Origin of the sequence: Pseudogulbenkiania sp. NH8B, assembly GCF_000283535.1 — a bacterium.
Classification (GTDB): Bacteria; Pseudomonadota; Gammaproteobacteria; order Burkholderiales; family Chromobacteriaceae; genus Pseudogulbenkiania; species Pseudogulbenkiania ferrooxidans.
On record NC_016002.1, the window covers coordinates 1,846,365 to 1,863,573 of the forward strand.

15 protein-coding genes are annotated in these 17,209 nt (G+C 66.5%); all 15 read left to right on the forward strand.

Features of this window, described 5'->3' with window-relative positions; translation table 11 throughout:
* The first annotated feature begins 27 nt into the window (after positions 1-27).
* The 15 genes from NH8B_RS08580 to NH8B_RS08650 all read left to right on the forward strand — a co-directional run bounded on the left by NH8B_RS08580 (position 28) and on the right by NH8B_RS08650 (position 17,208).
* Positions 28-1,149 (forward strand): enoyl-CoA hydratase/isomerase family protein, encoded by a 1,122-nt coding sequence (locus tag NH8B_RS08580; protein WP_014086931.1) that lies wholly within the window; start codon positions 28-30, stop codon positions 1,147-1,149.
* A gap of 23 nt (positions 1,150-1,172) precedes the next feature.
* Positions 1,173-2,069 carry a 3-hydroxyisobutyrate dehydrogenase gene (mmsB, locus tag NH8B_RS08585; protein WP_014086932.1) on the forward strand — a complete coding sequence of 299 codons (897 nt, stop codon included), beginning with the start codon at positions 1,173-1,175 and terminating at the stop codon, positions 2,067-2,069.
* Between the two features lie 608 nt (positions 2,070-2,677).
* On the forward strand, positions 2,678-4,966 hold the full coding sequence (locus tag NH8B_RS08590; RefSeq protein ID WP_014086933.1) for a phage tail sheath family protein: 2,289 nt from the start codon (positions 2,678-2,680) through the stop codon (positions 4,964-4,966).
* Between the two features lie 64 nt (positions 4,967-5,030).
* Positions 5,031-5,555, forward strand: a complete 525-nt coding sequence (locus tag NH8B_RS08595) for a phage tail protein (protein WP_008953973.1) — start codon at positions 5,031-5,033, stop codon at positions 5,553-5,555.
* 68 nt (positions 5,556-5,623) lie between these two features.
* Entirely contained in the window at positions 5,624-6,334 is a 711-nt protein-coding gene (locus NH8B_RS08600; protein WP_014086934.1) for a hypothetical protein, read from the forward strand.
* Between the two features lie 383 nt (positions 6,335-6,717).
* Entirely contained in the window at positions 6,718-7,110 is a 393-nt protein-coding gene (locus tag NH8B_RS20825) for a hypothetical protein (protein ID WP_148282955.1), read from the forward strand.
* Positions 7,107-8,441: a DUF4255 domain-containing protein gene (locus NH8B_RS08610; protein WP_014086937.1), complete on the forward strand. Its 1,335-nt coding sequence runs from the start codon at positions 7,107-7,109 to the stop codon at positions 8,439-8,441. The genes NH8B_RS20825 and NH8B_RS08610 overlap by 4 nt, the downstream gene beginning before the upstream one ends.
* Positions 8,438-10,330 carry an ATP-binding protein gene (locus NH8B_RS08615; RefSeq protein ID WP_014086938.1) on the forward strand — a complete coding sequence of 631 codons (1,893 nt, stop codon included), beginning with the start codon at positions 8,438-8,440 and terminating at the stop codon, positions 10,328-10,330. Before NH8B_RS08610 ends, NH8B_RS08615 begins: the two co-directional genes overlap by 4 nt.
* Positions 10,327-10,596, forward strand: a complete 270-nt coding sequence (locus NH8B_RS08620; protein ID WP_014086939.1) for a hypothetical protein — start codon at positions 10,327-10,329, stop codon at positions 10,594-10,596. The genes NH8B_RS08615 and NH8B_RS08620 overlap by 4 nt, the downstream gene beginning before the upstream one ends.
* 5 nt (positions 10,597-10,601) lie before the next feature.
* Positions 10,602-14,000, forward strand: a complete 3,399-nt coding sequence (locus NH8B_RS08625) for an eCIS core domain-containing protein (protein WP_014086940.1) — start codon at positions 10,602-10,604, stop codon at positions 13,998-14,000.
* Between the two features lie 21 nt (positions 14,001-14,021).
* A complete protein-coding gene (locus tag NH8B_RS08630) occupies positions 14,022-14,678 on the forward strand; it encodes a hypothetical protein (protein WP_014086941.1) in 657 nt (218 codons plus the stop codon).
* 118 nt (positions 14,679-14,796) lie between these two features.
* Positions 14,797-15,114 carry a hypothetical protein gene (locus NH8B_RS08635; protein ID WP_008953981.1) on the forward strand — a complete coding sequence of 106 codons (318 nt, stop codon included), beginning with the start codon at positions 14,797-14,799 and terminating at the stop codon, positions 15,112-15,114.
* Positions 15,107-16,231 carry a hypothetical protein gene (locus tag NH8B_RS08640; RefSeq protein WP_014086942.1) on the forward strand — a complete coding sequence of 375 codons (1,125 nt, stop codon included), beginning with the start codon at positions 15,107-15,109 and terminating at the stop codon, positions 16,229-16,231. The genes NH8B_RS08635 and NH8B_RS08640 overlap by 8 nt, the downstream gene beginning before the upstream one ends.
* Positions 16,228-16,740 (forward strand): phage baseplate assembly protein V, encoded by a 513-nt coding sequence (locus NH8B_RS08645; protein WP_008953983.1) that lies wholly within the window; start codon positions 16,228-16,230, stop codon positions 16,738-16,740. Before NH8B_RS08640 ends, NH8B_RS08645 begins: the two co-directional genes overlap by 4 nt.
* A gap of 144 nt (positions 16,741-16,884) precedes the next feature.
* Complete coding sequence (locus NH8B_RS08650) at positions 16,885-17,208, forward strand: hypothetical protein (protein ID WP_014086943.1); 324 nt, start codon at positions 16,885-16,887, stop codon at positions 17,206-17,208.
* The last annotated feature ends 1 nt before the right edge of the window (position 17,209 follow it).

Here is a 17,209-nt window from a genome sequence, read left to right on the forward strand (position 1 = left end):
CACAACAGGCTATTGAGGGACTCCGCAATGCAAGACATCGTCCTGTTCGAAGAACGCGCCACCGCCAGCGGCCATCGCCTCGGCATCGCCACGTTGAACGCGGGAAAAACGCTCAACGCGCTGACGCTGGACATGATCCGTCTGCTCCAGCAGCGGCTGAGCGCTTGGGAAGCCGACCTTGGCCTGGTTGCCGTGGTGTTGCGCGGCGCCGGCGACAAGGCCTTCTGTGCCGGCGGCGACGTGCGCTCGCTGCGCCGGGCGCTGCTGGACGACAGCCGCACCCCCAACCCCGACGCCGTGGCGTTCTTCAGCGAGGAATACCGGCTCGATTACCACCTCCACCGCTACCGCAAGCCCCTGATCGTGTGGGGCGGCGGCATCGTCATGGGCGGCGGGCTCGGGCTGATGGCCGGGGCCTGCCACCGCGTGGCCACGCCCTCCACCCGCATCGCCATGCCGGAAATCACCATCGGCCTCTACCCGGACGTGGCCGGCAGCTGGTTCCTGCAACGCATGCCGGCCAGGCTCGGCCTGTTCCTCGGCCTCACCGGCGCACCGCTCAACGCCCACGATGCCGTGCTGTGCAACCTGGCCGACCACATGTTGGCCGAAGACGGCCAGGAGGCCCTGCTGCGGGAACTGGAACGGGCCGACTGGTCCCGCCCGGCGGCGCGGCACCACGGCATGGTGAGCGCACTGTTGAGTGCGCTGGCAGCGTCGCATCATGAGCCGATGCCGGACGCGAACTGCGCGCGCAATCTGCTCACGGTGCAGCGCCTGATGAGCCTGGGCAGCCTCGACGCCGCCGCGGTGGCGCTCGCCGGCACCGCGTTCGAAGACCCCTGGCTTGCCGCGGCGGCCAGGAGCTTTGCCCAGGGCTGCCCGACTTCGGCCGCCGTCACCTGGGAAATCTTCCGGCGCGCCCGCCACCTGTCGCTGGCCGACGCGCTGCGCATGGAGCTGGCGTTGTCGGTCAACTTCTGCGCCCGGCCGGATTTTCGCGAAGGGGTGCGCGCCTTGCTGGTCGACAAGGACCGCGCGCCGCACTGGCACTACCCGACCCTGGCAGCCATCCCGGACGGCTGGGTGGAAAGCCATTTCATCAGCCCATGGCCGGCCACGGAGCACCCGCTGGCCGACCTCAAATAACACGCCATCAGAGGAGAAACACCATGCAACACGTCGCTTTCATCGGGCTGGGCAATATGGGCGGCCCCATGGCCCTCAATCTGCAGAACAAGGGCTTCGCCGTGAGCGCCTTCGATCTCTCGGCCGAGGCGCTCGCCAGGCTGCAGGCCGCCGGCGCCCGTGCCGCCATCAGCGCGGCCGATGCCGTGGCAGGGGCCGAGGTGGTGATCTCGATGCTGCCCGCCGGCAAGCACGTCGAAGGGCTGTACCTGGGTGAGGAAGGCCTGTTCGCCCGCCTGCCCAAAGGCACGCTGGTGATCGACTGCAGCACCATCGCCGCCGCCAGCGCGCGCAAGGTGGCCGAGGCGGCCCGGGCCGCCGGTCTCTGCATGCTCGATGCCCCGGTCTCCGGCGGCACCGCCGGCGCCACTGCCGGCACGCTCACCTTCATCGTCGGCGGCGAATCGGCCGATCTGGAACGCGCCCGTCCGCTGCTGGAAGCCATGGGCAAGAACATCTTCCACGCCGGCGCCAGCGGCGCGGGCCAGACCGCCAAGATCTGCAACAACATGCTGCTGGGCATCCTGATGACCGGCACCGCCGAGGCGCTGGCGCTGGGCGTCAGGAACGGCCTCGACCCCAAGGTGCTGTCCGACATCATCGCCAAGAGTTCGGGGCGCAACTGGGCGCTGGAGGTCTACAACCCCTGGCCCGGGGTCATGGAGAATGCCCCGGCGAGCCGCGGCTACAAGGGCGGCTTCGGCACCGACCTCATGCTCAAGGACCTGGGCCTCGCCAACGAAGCCGCGCGCGAAATCGAGTTGCCGCTGGCGCTGGGCGCACTGGCCGAGCAGTGCTACCGGCGTTTCAGCGCGGACGGTCACGGCGGGCTCGATTTCTCCGCCATCATCCAGAGCTACGTTGCCGAGTTGTCGGCCTGAGCCACTCCCCAGACCTTGCCAGGGCGGTAGGTTGGGAGGGGCGTGATGGCGCACTCCTCCCGCTCTACGCTGTTGTGTAGGCGGCGCGAAGCACTCCCGTGCCTCCCGCCGCCATCGCTCGGCTCTCCTCTTGCCCGGTCGTCATTGCCGCAGCGGTGGCGGCCGGGCGGCGGTTTTTGGCCCCGCTTGCCACCGGGTATGGTTGTGGTGGAGCAGGGCGAGGCCCTTGTTTCCCGCACTGTCATGCTCAAACCCAGCAGGTCTCCGCTGGCCCGAGCTAAGGCTGCGCGGTGCCTGGCGCTCGATCCCGCTGCGGCCGTGTGAAAGCGTTCTAAATAGGGCGCTTTCAAGTCTGTAAATCATTATGTTGATGTCACAAAAAATCTATTTGTAGTGCGCAAAAAGGGTATCTATAGATAACTCACTGCCAAATAGTTTCGCGCACGGAAGAGGCAAAAACGGACCCGCTCGAGGTGCCTTATTGTCCCATCCGGATTGGGGGTGGTCGTGGTTGGGCTACGCGTGAGGCGAGCGGCAATGGCATTTTCTCCAGAAGAATCATGACATTGTTCGGCTGCACTTCGCTTTCACGTTAAGGAGTCGTCCCCATGACTGCTCAACTCAGCTACCCCGGCGTTTATCTCGAAGAACTGCCGAGTGGCGTGCGCACCATTACCGGGGTCGCCACGTCAGTGGCCGCCTTTGCCGGTTCCGCCCCGCGCGGTCCCATCAACAAGGCCGTGCACCTGTTCAGCTTTGCCGATTACGAACGACGCTTCGGTGGCCTGGCGCTGGATTCGGAGATGGGCTACGCCGTGCGCCAGTTCTTTCAGAACGGCGGCACCGAGGCGTACGCGGTACGCATCGTCAAGGATGCCACCGCCGCTGAAAAAATCCTGCTCAACGCCAGCGCCGCCAATGTGCTGAAAGCCACCGCGCTCGATGCTGGTTCTTCCGGCAACGGCATCGAGGTGCGGGTCGATTACCTCACCAGCAATCCGGGCAGCACCTTCAACCTCACCTTCACCCGCGCCTCGGACGGCCGTGCCGAACGCTACGAAAACCTCTCGATGAACTCCGCGGATGCCCGCTACGCTCTCGATCAGGTCAATGGCGTCTCGCAACTGGTGAAGCTGACCCGGCTCGTCAACCAGGCGACCCTGGACGGGCTGGCCGCTGGCACCTCGAGCAGCGCCACCCTCGCCGACGTGGCGACGCTGCTCGATGCCAATCACAATGAATTCCGCGTCAGCGTCAACGGCCTGCCGCCGGTCAAGGTGGTGATTGCGCTGCCGGCCGACATCGGCGGCGGTACGCCGACCCAGCGGCTCGACGCGCTGTGCGCCGCCATCCAGGCCAAGGTCCAGGCCCAGGCCAACAGCCAGCTGGCTTACCAGAGCTTTGCCTGTGCCCGTCCCGCCGGTACCCAGACCATCCAGATGAAGTCCGGTGTCGGCGGCGAATTCTCCAGCGTGCGCGTGCTGCCGGGGCAGAAGAACAATGCCAGTGCGGTGCTCGGCCTGGGCAGCGAGGCGGGGGGGACAGAAATCGATGCGGTGGCGGCCATCCGCCCGGTTCCGGTGCCCGATCCGGCCATGCTGAAGAGCGATACCTTCGGCGCCACGGATCTGGATGCCTTGCCGGATGCAACGCATACCAGCTTCCGCCTGAGCCTGGACGGCAACGGCCCGGATGTCGTCAACATCGGCGATACGGCCGCCGCCGGCGCCAACCTGGCGGCCAAACTGGCCGACGTGGCGGCACGCATCCAGTCCGCCGTCCGGGCGCTCAAGCCGAGCAACCCGGCGTACAAGTACTTCACCTGCGGCGTGGATGGTGGCACCAAGCTGGTACTGGCCACCGGCACCCAAGGGGCCGGTGCGAGCATTGCCGTGACGGCGGCGCCGCTCAACAGCATTGCCGACCAACTTCACCTGCTGGCCGGTTCGACGACCGTGCAGCCCGTCAACGTCACCCTGCAGGGCGGTAACGAAACGCCCTATGGCGCGGCCGACGTCTACCCGGCCTTCATCGCCGATCGTGCCGCCCGCAACGGAATCTACGCGCTGGAAGAGGTGGACCTGTTCAACATCCTCTGTCTGCCCGGGGTCACTGATACCGGCGTGTTGATGGACGCGGCGGCCTACTGCGAGGAGCGCCGAGCCTTCTTCGTCATTGACGCGCCCCCGTCCGCGGCCTCGCCCGAGGACATGGTGGCGGCCGTGTCCGGAACCGCCTTGCCCAAGTCCGATCACGCCGCGGTCTACTACCCGTGGGTGTACATTGCCGACCCGCTGAAAAACGGCAAGCTGCGGCTGACCCCGCCGTCCGGCACCATCGCCGGACTCTACGCCCGCACCGACGGCGACCGTGGGGTGTGGAAGGCCCCGGCCGGCACCGATGCCGCCCTGGTTGGTGTTCAGGCCGTCAACTACCCGCTGACCGATCGCGAAAACGGCAGTCTCAACCCGCTCGGCGTGAACTGCCTGCGCACCTTCCCGGCATACGGCGCGGTGTCGTGGGGGGCGCGTACCCTGCGTGGCGCCGATCAGATGACATCGGAGTACAAGTACATACCGGTGCGACGGCTCGCCTTGTTCCTCGAAGAAAGTCTCTACCGCGGCACGCAGTGGGTGGTGTTCGAACCCAACGACGAGCCCCTGTGGGCGCAGATACGCCTCAACCTCGGCGCCTTCATGAACAGCCTGTTCCGCCAGGGGGCTTTCCAGGGCAAGACCGCCCGCGAGGCCTATCTGGTCAAATGCGACCGCGAGACCACCACCCAGGACGACATCAACCGGGGGGTGGTGAACATCCTGGTGGCTTTCGCTCCGCTCAAGCCGGCGGAATTCGTGGTGATCAAGATCCAGCAGTTGGCTGGCCAGATTCAAGTCTGACCGAGGGGAGTGCGCGCTCACTCCGGGCGCGTGACTCCGTTCCGGCTCATCAGGGAGAACATCCATGGCCCAATTCACCGTCAACGCGCAGCGCTTCGATCCGTACAAAAACTTCAAATTCCGCGTCAAGTGGGATGGACGCTACGTGGCCGGCATCAGCAAGGTATCCGCGCTCAAGCGCACCACCGAAGTGGTGAAACACCGCGAGGGAGGGGACCCCAGCAGCAGCCGCAAGTCCCCCGGCCGCACCGAGTTCGAGGCCATTACCCTCGAACGCGGCGTCACCCACGACCCGGAGTTCGAAAAATGGGCCAACAAGGTGTGGAACTTCGGTTCCGGCCTGGGAGCGGAAGTGTCCCTCAAGGATTTTCGCAAGGACCTCATCATCGAGCTGTACAACGAGGCCGGCCAGTTGGCGGTGGCCTACAAGGTGTACCGCTGCTGGGTCAGCGAGTTCCAGTCATTGCCGGATCTGGATGCCAACGCCAACGCCGTAGCCATCGCCCGCCTCAAGCTCGAGAACGAGGGATGGGAGCGTGATTACGAAGTGGCCGAGCCCAGCGAGCCCAGCTTCACCGAACCGAGCTGACAACGACGTACTGACGCGTGGCGCGGGCTGAACGCGGTACCCGCCACGGCTACGGATGGAGGTCAACCTTGCGCGCACTCACCGCCGATGATTGGCTGCGGGCCTGGGAACACAGCCAGACCCTGCCGCCGCCCCTGCGCCCCTGTGCCTTGCTCGCGCCCCTCATGGAGGACGGCCAGGCGGCCGCTGAACGACTGCCACTGGGCCGGCGCGACAGTCAGTTGCTGGCACTGCACGGTGCCCTGTTCGGCTCCCGCCTCGACGCCACCACCCACTGCCCATCCTGCGGCGAACGCCTGGAACTGAGCCTGGACTGTCACGCCCTGCGGCTGGACGCCCCGGCGCTGGACGAGTCGGCGCTGAGCGTGGAGTGGAGAGGCCGGTCGTTTCGCTACCGCTTGCCGGATAGCCGCGATCTGGCCGCGCTGACGCAGGCCGGCGATGTCGAGCAGGCGCGCACCTTGCTGCTGCGCCGCTGTGTCGACGGCGAGATGCCCGAGGCACTGCCGGCGGAACTGCAGGCCATGTTGGCCCAAGCCATGGCCGAAGCCGATCCCCAGGCCGCGACCGAGCTGAGTCTCGATTGCCCCGCCTGCGCCCGGCAATGGGACGAACTGTTCGATATCGGCGTCTACCTCGACGAAGCGCTCGGACACTGGGCGGAGCGTCTGCTGGATCAGGTTCATCTGCTGGCGCAGGCCTATGGCTGGAGCGAGGCGCACATCCTCGCCCTGAGCCCGGCCCGGCGCGCCCGCTACCTGGCACGGGTGCTGGCATGAGCGATCACCTGTCCACGCTGGCCCGCCGCGCCTTGCAAGTTCCGCGTATTCATCCCCGCGCACCATCGCGCTTCGAAGGGGAGTCGGCCGCGGTCACTTTTTCCGAAACGGCGGCCGATGTCCCCAGCGCTCCGGTCGACACTCCGCCCCCTCGTAGCGTGCCGCCTTTACGACCCGATGTTTCCGCCCCGCTGAGGCCCGAGACGGAACCGGTTCTGGATACGGAAACGCCGCCACCAGGCGAGCCCCGCGAAGGGCGGAACCCTCTGCCTCCTGCGGTGCCACGGTGGCCGATCGAGACAGTCTCTGCGCGAGTCGAGGAGGCACCACCGCTCACGCAGCCAGTAGCGCTCCCATCCGAGCCGGCGCTGCCTGGCTTTGTGGTGGCGCCACGACTGGAGCCACTGGCACGCGAGCAGGTGGAGCACCGGGTGCATGAGCGACTCGACGTGCACCACGAGAGAATCGAGCACCGGGGCACGGTGGAACACACGCTCGAACAGCGGGTGGAGCGCCTGACTCTGGTAGAGCCGCACGGCTACCCGCCGTTGGCGCCACCGGCCGCTCCGCCGCGATCCGAGCATGCTGCCGTGCCCGCGCCGCAGCTGGGGGCGCCTCGAGTGGAAATCAACATCGGCCGTATCGAGGTGCTGCCGGCGGAGCCACCCACTGTACCGCGTCATGACAATGCACCGCGGCAGCCGGTGGTGCAGTCCCTCGAGGCGTATCTGCAGGAGCGCAATAACGCCGGGCGTGGCCGGGGAGGGCGAGAATGAGCAACGCGCTCGGGGTCGCCGCCACTGCCGCCGTATTGCAGCAGATGCTGCAGAGCGGTTTCGCTGCGCTCAAGCTGGACGATGTCCTGGGGGCCAACGCCGTCCCCGTCACCTGCATTCCGCCCGAGCGCATCGCGTCGGACAGCGGCTCCAGTCAGCTCAACATTTTCTTGTACAACCAGACGCGTAATCCCGGCTGGGCCAACCTCGATCTGCCAAGCCGCGACGGACGTGGCGAACGCATCGCCAACCCGGCCCTGGCACTCGACCTGCACTTCCTGCTCTCGGCTTACGGAGTGGCCGACTTTCACGCCGAAATCATGCTGGGGGCCGCCATGCAAATCCTGCACGATACCCCCGCCCTGGGCCGCGCGGCGATCCGCGATGCGCTGAAGCCGGCGGCCAACAAGCCCAACCTGCCGCAGGCGCTGGAACTGGCCGGGCTGGCCGACCAGCTGGAACAGCTGCGCATCACGCCACTGAACCACACCACGGATGAGATTTCGCGCATCTGGGCGGCCTTGCAGACGCCGGCACGGCCGAGTGCCGCCTACCTCGTCAGCGTGGTGCTGATGCAGTCGCCGCAAAGCGTGCGTCGCCCGCTGCCGGTTCTGGCCCGCAACCTCTACGTGGTGCCGCTGCGGGCGCCTCGCCTCGATCGGGTCGAATCCAGCGCCGGAGCCTCGGCGCCTATCGTGCCCAGCGGCACGGTGCGGATTGGCGGCGTCAACCTTGCCGCGCCGTCGCTCAGCCTGCTGCTCAACGGCCAGGAATTTGCCGGGGGCGTGCAGAGCCTGGGAGCGGATGAACTGGCGTTTGGCTTTCTGTTGCCCGATCCGCCCAACCCTCCCGCCATTCCGGAGACGCTGCGCGCCGGGGTCTGCACCGTGCAACTGATCCACCCGCAGTGGATGGGACAGCCGCCACAGGTGCACGGCGGGCAGGAATCCAATCTGGCCGCCTTCGTCCTCAATCCCGAGGCGAGCTTCGCCGTCCAGCCCGGTGCCACCAGCACGGTCGTGGACGGCGTCACCTACCGCAGCGGCACGATCAAGATCGGCTGTGTGCCGCGTATCGGCAGCCGTCAGCGCGTCCGCCTGCTGCTCAACGAGAAAAGCCCGCCGCTCAACCGGCCGGCACGCGCCTACAGCTTTGCCGCGCGCGAGGGAAACGGCATCGTTGCGCCCGCCGAGAGCACCGCCGAGGTCTCTGTCGATTACCGCAACGTGGCCCAGGGCAGTTACCTTGCCCGGGTCCAGGTGGATGCGGGAACCAGCCCGCTGGTGCTGGGGCCGGACGGGCGCTTCAGCGGGCCGGAGGTGCTGCCATGAGCTCGCGTCGTGATCTGGCCGCTAACCGGCGCCTGCTCGCCTCGGCGCTGGACGCCTTTGCCGACTACCTGGCGCGTGCGCTTTCCGGCCAGCCCACCCCGTACGGCACCTACCTCGAAACGCCGCCGGCGCTGGCCAGTTTGTCCCAGCGCCTGGAACTGAACCGTTTCGAGCAGGACGTCCTGCTGCTGGCTGTGGCTACCGAGCTCGATGTGCGCTTTCGCACCCTGCTGGCCCAGGCGCAGGGCGACGAGAACAAACCCTGGCTGAGTTTCGAGCTGGCACTGGCTCTGCTGCCCAAACCGGACTGGGCGGCCGCCACGCCGGTCGGTCGTCTGCGGCGCTGGCGCCTGCTCGAATTGGCCGGCGGTGGTGGGCCGTTGCAGGCAAGACTGGTGGTGGACGAGTCGATCCTGCATCAGGTGGTGGGGCTGAGCTACCCGGATCCACGGCTGGAGCCCTGGTTCCGGCCTGTTGAGGCGAGCGCGGACACCCGCTTCGACCCCGAGATCGCCCGACTTGCCGAACACTGGCAGGGCGCCCCGAGTCTGGCGACGACCATGGTCGCCCGTTTCGAAGAGGGTGACGGGGAGACTTTCGCCAAGTCACTGGCGGCGCAACTCAAGCTGCGGCTATACCGTCTGCAGGCGCGCGAGTTGCCTGCCGCGCAACAGGAGCGCGAGCTGCTGGCGCGTCTCTGGGAGCGCGAAGCCTTGCTGCACAACGCCTTGCTCTGGGTTGAACTGGAGCGGCCCGAGCCTGCTCAGGCGCAGCGGCTGGGGGACTTCATCGAGGGACTGCAGGGGCTGATCCTGGTCAGCGGCGACGGCAACCTGACGTTGCGCCGCCCTCAATGGCGCGTCGACTGGCACGGCGGTGATACGGCCAGCCGCCTCGCGGTCTGGCAGCAGGCGTTGGGGGAGAGAGGCGAGGGGCTGAACGGCCGTCTTGGCCACATCGCCGAGCAGTTCCATCTTTCGGCCAACGTTATCGTGCGTATCGCCTCGAATTGGGATGGCGCGCCAGGGCAAGGTGGCGAGCAGCTGTGGGATGCCTGTCGCAGAGAGGCACGCCACGACCTTGAGCAGCTGGCGACACGCGTCGAGTCGCAGGCGGGGTGGGACGATCTGGTGCTGCCGGAGTCGGCCATCACCATGTTGCACACCCTCGCCGCTCAGGTGCGCCAGCGCACCCGCGTGTACCGCGAGTGGGGCTTCGCCGAGCGCAGCACACGCGGGCTTGGCATCAGCGCATTGTTTGTCGGCGGCAGCGGTACCGGCAAGACCCTGGCCGCCGAAGTGCTCGCCAACGAGTTGCGGCTCGATCTGTTTCGCATCGACCTGGCGGCGCTGGTCAGCAAGTACATCGGCGAGACGGAGAAGAACCTGGCGCGGGTGTTTTCCGTCGCCGAGCGCAGCGGCGCCATCTTGCTCTTCGACGAAGCCGATGCACTGTTCGGCAAACGCAGCGAAGTCCGCGACAGTCATGACCGCTACGCCAACCTGGAAGTGAGCTACCTGCTGCAACGCATCGAGACCTACCACGGCCTGGCGATTCTCACCAGCAACCTCAAGCAAGCCATCGACACCGCGTTCCAGCGGCGCATGCGGTTCATCGTGCCATTCCCGTTTCCGGACGCCGCTGCCCGCAGCGCGATCTGGGCGCGGGTGTTTCCGTCGAACACGCCGGTGGCCGACCTCGATCTGGGCAAACTGGCACGGCTGTCCCTGTCCGGAGGGCACATCCGCAACCTGGCGTTGAATGCGGCCTTCCTTGCCGCCGACGAGGACACCGCCATCGCCATGCGTCACTTGCGTACCGCTGCCGAAAGCGAATTCGCCAAGCTCGAGAAACCGCTGTCGGCTGCCGAGGTGGGGGATTGGCTATGAAAGGCGCAACGAAGCCAGTTGCGCCGGCGATCAATCTGCACATCGGCAGCCTGGCCTTGCCGGGGTATTCCTTGCGCGATGGCACCCGGCTGGCCGAGGCCCTCAAGCGCGAACTGGGCCGCCTGCTGGCGGCGCAACCGCTGCCGGCGCAGGGGTTCCAGGCCGATCGGCTGCAGATTACGCGTTTTCGTCGCCACGCTGGCGAGCGACCGGAACTCACCGGGCGGCGGCTGGCACGGCTGATAGCCCAGCAGCTGGGAGACTGACCGCCATGGCCGAGCACGTACTGACGCCGCAAGCCGAGCGCGAGCCGCCCGTCAGCAAGGCGTCGGCGCGTGGCCTGCTGCAGCGCAAGTGCGCCTGCGGTGCCAATGCCGGCGGCAGTGGCGAATGTGAAACCTGCGCCGCCCAGAATCAGCTGCAGCGCCATGCCAGTCGCCCGGTGGCGCCGCTCGGGGGGCTGCCGGCTTCGGTCGGGGCCACCCTGGGGCGCCCGGGGCGGCCGCTGGATGCCGATACCCGGCACTTCATGGAAGACCGTTTCGGCAGCGACTTTGGCTCTGTGCGTATCCATGACGACAGCGCCGCCGCCGCTTCCGCGCGCGATGTCGACGCCCATGCCTACACCGTGGGGCAAAACATCGTCTTCGGCGATGGGCAGTACCAGCCCCACAGCGAGAGCGGCCGCCATCTGCTGGCTCACGAGCTGGCGCACACCGTGCAGCAGCAGGGGCTGCAGCGCGCCGGCATCAGCAGCCTGGCCGACCAGGGGCCTGATTACCAACGCCTGGAACGCGAGGCCGACTTTGCGGCCGACCGGGTGATGAGCGGGCAGCCGCTGCCCAATGGCGTACTCAGCCAGGGTGGTCCGCGCCTGTCGCGCAAGCCGGCCACGCCGACTGTCACGCCACCGGCGCCGGCCGCCACGCCGGCAGGGGCGACTCCCGCCACCGAAGAAAAGGACCCGGCACCGGGCTTCACCGCCGAGTACGAAACCTCCACCTACAACCGCAGCTTCAGCCTCACCAGCAGCGAGGTGCCGGTACAGGTGTCGGGCTCGGTGAGCAAGACCCAGGCCGACTACGAGGTCGAGAAACTGGTGCTGCCGGCGCAGAAGGGCCCGTACGCGCTGGCCTTATGCAACAAGCCGTACCGGCCGTTGACGGCCGTGTTCGAGTGGGCCGGCGGCGTCCCCAAGCCGTACAAGAACATCCCGCGCGACCCCACGGATACCCTGCAGCGCACCTGGTTGTCGAAGTATGGCTACAAGCTGGGCAAGGAGGCCCACAAGCGCTGGAAGGAAGTCGGGGGCGAGTCGACGTTCCCCAAAATCCCCAATGGCCCGACCTGCGAAATCGACCATGTCCAGGAGCTGCAGGTGGGCGGAGACAACAACGCTGACAACCTGCAGGTGCTGGACAAGGTGGACAACGGCTCCAGCGGCAACCTGATACAACAGCAATTGCGCTACCTCGCCAGCGCCGCTTTCGATGACGCCAAGACCGCGCTGGGCAACAAGCGGCCCAAGCGGGTATCGCTGTCCTTCAAGGGCGCGGTGATGCAGGGCAGTCCGAAGTGCTCGCTGTGCTGCCAATTGGGGCAACGCTTCAACGACCCCTCGATCACGGCCGCCAGTGGCGCCGTGGTGGTGGACTTCGACCTGATCATCCTGGGCAACCCGGTAAAGCTCAAGTTGCCGGCGGACAAGAGCAAGTCGATCCCGCTGGCGGGCTCGCCCTATGCCGAGAACAAGGCGGCCGCCGGCAGCATCAAGGGTCTAACCCTGGTCAGTTTCGAGCGTGATGGCAAGGGCAAGGGGCGGGACAAGATCCGCGCCAGCATCGACGGCGAGATCATGCATCTCAAGCCCAATACCAAGGGCGGGGACCTGCTGCTCGGCATCGGTCCGGACGGCGCGCTGTTGCTGCCGAAGGGCAAGCCGAGCGCGCCGATCAAGTTCGAATACACCAAGTTGAGCCCCGGCCAGTTCACCAGCCTGACCGTCGATTCCACCGGCATCAGCGCCGAGGGCACCATCAAGCCGAGCATTCCGCTCTTGCCGACGCTCAACGTGGCGATGGACGCCAACAGTTTCCGTGTCACCAAGGGCATCGACAAGGACAAGATCAAGCCGCCGTTCCCCGGTGTGAAGGTCACCGAGGCGAGCATCGCCCTTGAGCTGGCGCCGGTGTTCAAGCCGGTGGGCACGCTGGCGCTGGAGTTCGGCGCGGGAAAAAAACTGGCCGATCTCAAGCTCACCGCCTCGGCTGACGACGCCGGCCTAGTGCTCAAGGGCGATTTGCTGGTCTACCTGCCCGGAATCGATCAGGCCAAGGGCGAGGTCAAGTACCAGGGGGGCGAGTGGAGCGGCGGGGCGCACATCGAATCCGGCCAAATGGCCGGCAAGATACCCTACGTGAAGAGCGGCTCGGTCGACGTCTGGTTCAAGGCCGGCAAGATCGACGCCAGCGGCAAGGTCAACCTGGAGCTGCCGGGCAACAACGAGGCCACCCTGGAGCTGAACTACACCGCGAGCAAATGGGTGTTCCAGGGGCGGGGCCGGATCAAGGTCAAGAATCCCTACCTGAAACCGATCCAGGCCAGCCTCTGGTACGACGGGGAGCTGTTCATCGCCAAGGGTCAGGCCGGCTTCGCCTTCTCCGGCCTCGACGGCACGGTGGATGCCACCTATGAGAACAAGGGTGGCAAGGAAAAGGTGTACGGCAAGGGCGACATCAAGATCGACAAGGGCAAGGCCAAGGGCAATATCGTCGTCGAGCTGCACCCCAACGAGAAGATCAGCGGCAAGGGCCGGCTCTCCTACGAGATCAAGAAGGATCTGGTGGCGACCGCCGGCATCACCATCGACGAGCACCAGAAGATCACCTTCGATGGTGAACTGAGTTTCCCGGACATCAAGCTCTTCGGACGTTTCCCCGAGAAGCAGGAAGACCACACCATCTTCCAGGCCTCCGGCAGCATCCCCATTCCCGGCGCCTCGATCGGCAACATCGGCCTCAAGGTCAAGCTCTGGGGCAGCCTCGGGTACTACTACTACGTCGGCCCCGGTGTCCTTACCGGGGTCAAGGCAACGGTCAAGTTCAGCCCGTTCGAGGACAACCCCGACTTCAGCTTCACTCTACAGGCCAAGGCCAGCATCCCGGCGGGCGGTGGCATCACCGGCAGGATCGGCGCCGACGTGGTCATCGACGCCTATATCGCGGAAGTCGGCGGCGGCCTCAACGTCTCCGCCAAGGCCGGTTTGGAGGGAAAGGCGGAGCTGTCGAGTGAGATTGCCTACAGCAAGGACAAGTTCAGCGTCGATGCCAGCGCCTATATCGGTGGCAACGTGGTCTTGGCGGCCGCGCTTTGCGCCCGGGTGTATGCCGAGGCCGGCGTATGGCGCTTCAAGGTGCGTACCGAGAAGAGTTGGGAACTGTTGGGCGGCAAGTTTGACACCGGCCTCGGGCTCGGGGTGCGCCTGCCTCTGCATTACGACAGCGTCGAAGGCTTCCGGATGCCGCGCCTCTCCGACATCAAGCCGGAGCCGTCGGAACTGAAGCTTGATCCATCCAGGATGTTGTCCAGCCTGTTTGGCGACGCCAACAAGAGCGACGAGCGCGAGGCCGGTTCGAAAGAAACCGGCTTGTGCTCGGTCAAGGGCGATTAGGCGCGCGATGAGGACCACGCCATGACTGGATTAACGAATTCGCCGAAGTTGCTCAAGGGGGGGCTGATCCTGATCGACCCGTCCAGCGGCACGGTGCAGCGGGTGATCGCGCTGCAGTACAACCCCGACCTGCTGACCCGCAGCCTGCAGCCGCAGAGCACGGGCGGCAGCGCGGCACACAGCGAGCCGCTGCGGCTCAAAGGACCGCCGGTGGAAACCATCAAGCTGGATGCCGAGATCGATGCCACCGACCAACTGGAGTTTCCCGACCAGCATCGCACCGTGGTCGAGGTGGGCATCCACCCGCAACTAGCGGCGCTGGAAACCATCGTCTACCCGGAGAGCGGTGCCCTGATCCGCAACAACCAGCTGGCCAACGCGGGCACGCTGGAAATCATCCCGGTGCAGGCACCGCTGCCGCTGTTCGTGTGGAGCAAAGAGCGCGTGGTGCCCGTGCGCATCACCGACTTTGCCATCGTCGAAGAGGCGTTCGACACCCAGCTCAACCCGATCCGTGCCCGCATCACGCTCGGCATGCGTGTGCTCAATGTCAACGACCTCGGTTTCGGTGACAAGGGCGGGCACTTGTACATGGTCTACCACCAGAGCCGGGAGCGGCTGGCGGCCAAGGCATCCAGCTCAACGCTGGCGAGCCTGGGCCTGAGCAGCCTGTTCTGAGGCGGGCAGGGCATGCAGGCGATCCGGCGATGCGACAGATCAGAGGCGCGAACCGCTCCCCCACAAGGGGCGGACGGCGCTGCACAGCGTGCAGGACTTGGCATGGAGGTGTTCGCGAATGAGTGACCGGTTCCCACCCAACAGCCGTTATTACGGCTGCGATACCGCCGAACTGTACGACGCCGACGGCCGCAAGCGGGTCTACCTGCGGCGGCGCTTCGTGCCCGATCCGGCGCGCTTTGTGACGCTGCAGGAGTACCGCGTGGTCGAGGGTGACCGTATCGACCTCATGGCGGCGACCGTGCTCGGCGATCCCGAGCAGTTCTGGCGCCTGCCTGACGCCAACGGCAGCCTGCATCCGCGCGAGCTGGAGGAGTTGGGGCGGCGCATACGCCTGACCCTGCCGGAAGGCATGCCGGGGATGAACGATGCTTAAGGGCATCCATCTCTCCCTGCTGGCGGGCCCGGCGGTTCCGCTACCGGTGCCGAAACCGGTGATGGATGCCCTGGCGAGCGTCCAGGTGACGTCGGCGGCCGGCTCGCGCAGCGGTTTCCAGATCAGTTTCGTGCTGGAGAACAACTCGCCCCTGCATACCCTGCTGGTGCTGGCCGGGGGCCGGGTGCCCTGGTTGCGGGTCCTCATCGTGGCCACCCTGAACAGCCTGCCGCTGGTGATGATGGACGGGCTGATCACCAAGCAGGAGGTCAGCGGCTCCAACGAGCCGGGGCAGAGCACCCTGACCGTCACCGGGGAGGACCTCTCGGTGGCGATGGATCAGCAGGAGTTCAACGGCATTCCGTACCCGGCCATGCCGGCCGAGGCACGGGTGGCACTGGTGGTCGCCAAGTATGCGATGTTCGGCATGGTGCCGCTGGTCATCCCGCAGATCTTCAGCGACGTGCCCATCCCGGTGGACAAGATTCCCACCCACGAAGGCACCGACCTGGCCTATGTGCAGAAGCTGGCCAAGGATGCCGGCTACGTGTTCTATGTCGACCCCGGGCCGTTGCCGGGCATGAACACCGCCTACTGGGGGCCGGAGATCAAGCTGGGCGTGCCGCAACCGGCGCTCAATCTGGGCATGGACGCGCACAGCAACGTCGAATCGCTGTCCTTCGCCGTGGACAACACCAAGGCCTCGTTGCCGATTGTGTTCATCCAGAACGCCTTGACCAAGTTTCCCATTCCGCTGCCGATTCCCGACATCAGCCTGGCCAACCCACCGCTGGGGCTGCTGCCGCCGCTGCCGAAGTCGATCAACCTGATGAAGGAAACCGCCAAGCTGTCGCCCATGGCGGCCTTGTCCAAGGGGCTGGCGGCAGCGGCCGGCTCCGCCGACGTGGTCACCGCCACCGGCACCCTCGACGTCCTGCGCTACGGCAACGTGCTCAAGGCACGCCAACTCGTCGGGGTGCGGGGCGCCGGCCCGGCATTCGACGGTTTGTACTACGTGAAGAACGTCAGCAGCACCTTCAAGGCGGGCGAGTTCAAGCAGAGCTTCACGCTGACCCGCAACGGCCTGATTTCCACACTTCCGAGGGTTCCGGTATGAGCGAAGGCAAGTTCTACGGCAAGTATCGCGGCGTGGTGCTGAACAACATCGACCCCATGCAGATGGGCCGCGTCCAGGTGCAGGTGCCCGATGTGCTGGGTGTCGGCCTGTCGAGCTGGGCGATGCCCTGCGTACCCTTTGCCGGAAAGCAAAGCGGGGTGTTCGTGTTGCCGCAGATCGGCGCCGGGGTGTGGGTGGAGTTCGAACAGGGCGACCAGGACTACCCGATCTGGGTTGGCGGCTTCTGGGGCAGTGCGGCCGAGGTGCCGGCACTGGCGCTGGCGGGCCTGCCGGTGTCGCCGAGCCTCGTCTTGCAAAGCGGCAATCAGAACACGCTGATGCTGTCCGATCTGCCCGGCCCGACGGGCGGCATCCTGCTGAAGAGCACCACGGGAGCGCTGATTTCCATCAACGAGGTTGGCATCACCATCAGCAACGGCCAGGGGGCGACCATCATGCTCAATGGCCCGACGGTGAACATCAACCAGGGTGCCTTGACGGTGATCTGAAATGAGCCGCCCGGACACGTGCCAGCGTCCTGGCCGGAGCCCTCCGGGGACGGTACCGGCGTACCCGCGCCGCATCGCGCCGGGCAAGGGCTGGCCGGCCCGTGCCGATCGACCGGTTTTGCCACGTCAGGGGAGGAGGCAGTGATGCCGGGTTTTCTCTTGCACCTTGGGGCCACGGTGATGTGCGCCCACGGCGGACAGGCGACGCCGACCGCGCCGTTTCCGCGCGTGCTGGTGTCCGGTCAGCCGGTCACCACGCTCACCGCGCCCTACGTCGTCGCCGGCTGCAGCATGCCGCCGCCCAGCGCCGGCAATGGCCCCTGCGTTACCGGGCAATGGCTGGTGGGGGCGACCCGGGTGTTCGCCGGCGGGCAGCCGGTATTGCTGCAGTCGAGCTCCTCGATCTGTACGCCGACCGGTACGCCGATGATGGTCACGGTGACGCAGCTCAGGGTTTCGGGGGTGTGAC

Excerpts from the sequence above, each read along its gene's own strand:
- NH8B_RS08580 (WP_014086931.1), top strand. The coding sequence starts at position 28 with ATGCAAGACATCGTCCTGTTCGAAGAACGCGCCACCGCCAGCGGCCAT.
- mmsB (WP_014086932.1), top strand. The coding sequence starts at position 1,173 with ATGCAACACGTCGCTTTCATCGGGCTGGGCAATATGGGCGGCCCCATG.
- NH8B_RS08590 (WP_014086933.1), top strand. The coding sequence starts at position 2,678 with ATGACTGCTCAACTCAGCTACCCCGGCGTTTATCTCGAAGAACTGCCG.
- NH8B_RS08595 (WP_008953973.1), top strand. The coding sequence starts at position 5,031 with ATGGCCCAATTCACCGTCAACGCGCAGCGCTTCGATCCGTACAAAAAC.
- NH8B_RS08610 (WP_014086937.1), top strand. The coding sequence starts at position 7,107 with ATGAGCAACGCGCTCGGGGTCGCCGCCACTGCCGCCGTATTGCAGCAG.
- NH8B_RS08615 (WP_014086938.1), top strand. The coding sequence starts at position 8,438 with ATGAGCTCGCGTCGTGATCTGGCCGCTAACCGGCGCCTGCTCGCCTCG.
- NH8B_RS08620 (WP_014086939.1), top strand. The coding sequence starts at position 10,327 with ATGAAAGGCGCAACGAAGCCAGTTGCGCCGGCGATCAATCTGCACATC.
- NH8B_RS08625 (WP_014086940.1), top strand. The coding sequence starts at position 10,602 with ATGGCCGAGCACGTACTGACGCCGCAAGCCGAGCGCGAGCCGCCCGTC.
- NH8B_RS08630 (WP_014086941.1), top strand. The coding sequence starts at position 14,022 with ATGACTGGATTAACGAATTCGCCGAAGTTGCTCAAGGGGGGGCTGATC.
- NH8B_RS08635 (WP_008953981.1), top strand. The coding sequence starts at position 14,797 with ATGAGTGACCGGTTCCCACCCAACAGCCGTTATTACGGCTGCGATACC.
- NH8B_RS08640 (WP_014086942.1), top strand. The coding sequence starts at position 15,107 with ATGCTTAAGGGCATCCATCTCTCCCTGCTGGCGGGCCCGGCGGTTCCG.
- NH8B_RS08645 (WP_008953983.1), top strand. The coding sequence starts at position 16,228 with ATGAGCGAAGGCAAGTTCTACGGCAAGTATCGCGGCGTGGTGCTGAAC.
- NH8B_RS08650 (WP_014086943.1), top strand. The coding sequence starts at position 16,885 with ATGCCGGGTTTTCTCTTGCACCTTGGGGCCACGGTGATGTGCGCCCAC.